Genomic DNA, 3,431 nt, shown 5'->3' on the forward strand with positions numbered 1-3,431 from the left:
GCCTACCATACCACCAAAGCTATTTGCACTAATATAAACACCAATAGCAACAGTCATTGCCTTTTTCGCATATTCTTCACTTATATAAGCTAAAGCGATGGTAGGTACTCCAGCTAGCGCTACTGCTTGTAGAGTACGAAGAACCAACAACCCTTCAAAGCTTGGAACGACCACTAACCCTAGTGAGATAATACAAGCAAAAACCATTGCAGTGTTCATTATCTTCTTGCGGCCTATCGTATCAGAAAGAGGACCATATACAAAAAAGGCAATGGCTAGGACAAATAATGGTACCGAAATGATGAGACTCACTACTACATCAGATACATGGAACTCGCTAGCGAGAACAGGTAAAATTGGTTGAGGAAAATGTAAGTTCGCAAAAATAAAAAAAGCAGCCACACTTAGAGCAAACGTTGTCCGCCGAAACTGCACGGTATTCTCTTCTATCATCGTTTCTCCACTCCTTAAAGTTGCCTAAAAACACCTTCTTTTTCTCTTTCTCATCTCTATCCACCCATTATAAAGGATTCAGAATCATTTGAACATCTCAGAGCTTTTCTCTCATCACCACAATATACCTAAAAAAGCATAACTACGGATTAACGTAGCCATGCTAACATTTCATGATTATTTTTTTGTCGCCTTCATTTCTACCTTAAATACTTTTAACATACTGTAACTCATCGCTAACAATATAAACGTTAATGGAAATGCGCTGACAATGATGGCTGTTTGGAGGGCATCAAGACCTCCAGATGCCATTAATACGACTGCTGAGGCACTTAGAATAAGCCCCCATGATATTTTTATCATAACAGATGGATTTAGGTTTCCTTCGGTCGTTTGCATACCTAGAACAAATGTAGCTGAATCAGCTGAAGTAATAAAGAACGTACTAATTAACAATAACGTAATAACAGACAAGACCCCACCCAATGGTAAGTAACGATACACATAAAAGAGACCCGTCTCGAGACTTTGTCCTGCTACATCTACCCCCTCGATTAAATCAAGATAAATCCCAGTTCCACCGAATATTGCAAACCAAAAAGTACAAACCAAAGTTGGTACCACTAACACCGCGACGACAAACTCTCTCACAGTCCTTCCTTTTGAAACCCTCGCAATAAACATCCCAACAAAAGGAGACCACGATATCCACCATGCCCAATAAAAAATGGTCCAAGCTTGCGTCCACGCTGCACTCTCCTCATTAAACGGTGAGATACGTAAACCCATCTGTGGTAAGTTTTGAATGTATTGACCTAAAGTATGGGTAAACAAATTCAACAAAAACAAAGTAGGACCAACAATGACCATCATTAGTAGAAGAAGAGTTGCTAAAATCATATTGGTGTTACTTAAATATTTAATTCCTTTTTTGATACCAGTTGTTGCGGATATAATAAACAACACCGTTATAATGCCAATAATGATGACCTGGACGGTGAAATTAATAGGAAGTCCTACTAAGTAATTCAATCCAGCATTGATTTGTTGAGCTCCCAAACCTAACGATGCACATACGCCAAATAAAGTTGCAAAGACCGCTACAATATCGATTGTATAACCTAATGGACCTCTCACTCTTTCTCCAAATAACGGATAAAGTGTTGCACTCATCAAGCCAGGTGCTTCTTTTCTAAATTTATAATAAGCTAGAGATAAGGCAACAGTGGCATATATTGCCCAGGCGTGAAACCCCCAGTGCAAGTATGTAAATCTAAGTGCAATCAATGCCGACTCCCTCGTCCTCTCCATACCAGCCCCACCATAAGGCGGTGCTGCATAATGAGAGATCGGCTCAGATACTCCATAGAATAATAAACCAATTCCCATCCCAGCACTAAATAACATCGCAAACCAAGTTAATCGATTGAATTCTGGCTTATCTTGGTCTTTACCAAGTTTTATCTTTCCATACTTACTAAAGATTAAAAATAAAGCAAACAAAAGAAAAAATGWAGCGGAAAGTTGATACAACCAACCAAATGAAGTCAGAAAAAAAGTTTGAGCACTTTCCATTACAACGCCTAAATGCTCTGGAAAAAAAGTACCCCATATAACAAAGACAAATGCCATGACAATAGAAATTTTATAGGTTACTGTTAAGTTTTTCATGCATAGTTCTTCCTCTCTAAAAGCATCGTTACACATACTCTTTTCCGAACGTTTTTCATGTGCTCATTTAGTGTGTGTAGATAATACTTTTATTATGAAAGAAGAAGCACAGGTCCAAAACAAAGAAGAGCTCATTATTTTGAGCTCTTCTCCTCTTGCCTTACATCCATTTTTTCTTCCTCAATTAAGTCATCAAATACCGACTGTTGATCCTTCTCTACATAAAGACTTCTACTTGGGAAAGCAATCTCAACTTCTTCCTCTTCAAGAATGCTCATAATCTTAAAGTTGATATCTTCTTTTACTCTATACCACTCGGTCCAAGCTGTCGTTTTCGTAAAGAAATAGACAAAAATATCGAGACTTGAATTATTGAAATCACTAAATCGAACCATAATTAGATCTTGATTGACATCCTCATGTTCTCTCAAAAGGATTTCAATTTTTCGGACACAACGTTCTAACTTCTGCTGCGGCGTTGAATACGTAACCCCTACTTTAAACGTAATTTGTCTTTTGTTCATTTTTGACCAGTTCGTGATAGGTTCATTCGATAAAGTCGAATTCGGTACAGTAACGATTGRGWCTTCAAATGTTCGAATTTGTGTACTCCTAAATGTAATATCTTCAACAGTTCCTTCTACAGATGGTGTTTTAATCCAATCACCTTTTGAGAAAGGCTTCTCTGTAATGATTATAATTCCTCCAAAGAAGTTACCAATTGTATCCTGAGCGGCAAGAGCAAATGCTAAACCACCGAGACCTAGACCAGCCACAAAACCACTAATGCTATATCCCCATTCACCTGCGATAACAACAATCGTTAAAGCAATAACTGAAAAACGGAGGATCTTTGATAAGAAAGGGACCAACATACTATCTTCATCTAATTCTACTTTCCTTGCAAATCGGAAAAAGAAAGCTGATTGAGCGGACATATAGTTGTACAAGCCCCATCCAAGTATCATAATAATAAAAGTACGATAAATATGTTGGACAAACTCAGTCGTTGTAATGTTAAACGGTAAGTACAACATAGCTAAATATGTACCTAACACGATCCAAAATAGCCGTAATGGTTTCTCAAAGGAAAGCAGTACGTTTGTAAAAACTTCAGTTGGCGTCTTTCTTGTTAATGTGAGAATAAATTTAAAAATATATTTTGTAAATAGCTTCCTAAAAACTAAAAAGACCAAAAAGATCGCAATAGCAATGGTAATATCAATCCATTCTAAGCGTTGAAAAGACGCAAGAAGCATTCTCCAGCGCTCTATACCGTTATCCATGTAAAAGATCACCTCTTTGTA

At 37.5% G+C, this 3,431-nt stretch carries 3 protein-coding genes; all 3 read right to left on the minus strand.

The features are described from left to right. Positions 1-453 (minus strand): MFS transporter (locus AB685_RS28730; protein ID WP_047974025.1); only part of this gene is annotated, 453 nt, incomplete at its 3' end. 177 nt (positions 454-630) lie between these two features. Next, positions 631-2,124, minus strand: a complete 1,494-nt coding sequence (locus AB685_RS28735; RefSeq protein ID WP_047974026.1) for a BCCT family transporter — start codon at positions 2,122-2,124, stop codon at positions 631-633. Positions 2,125-2,258: 134 nt separating this feature from the next. After that, positions 2,259-3,422: a mechanosensitive ion channel family protein gene (locus tag AB685_RS28740; protein WP_347230886.1), complete on the minus strand. Its 1,164-nt coding sequence runs from the start codon at positions 3,420-3,422 to the stop codon at positions 2,259-2,261. Between the last annotated feature and the right edge of the window lie 9 nt (positions 3,423-3,431).

This window comes from Bacillus sp. LL01, from assembly GCF_001037965.1.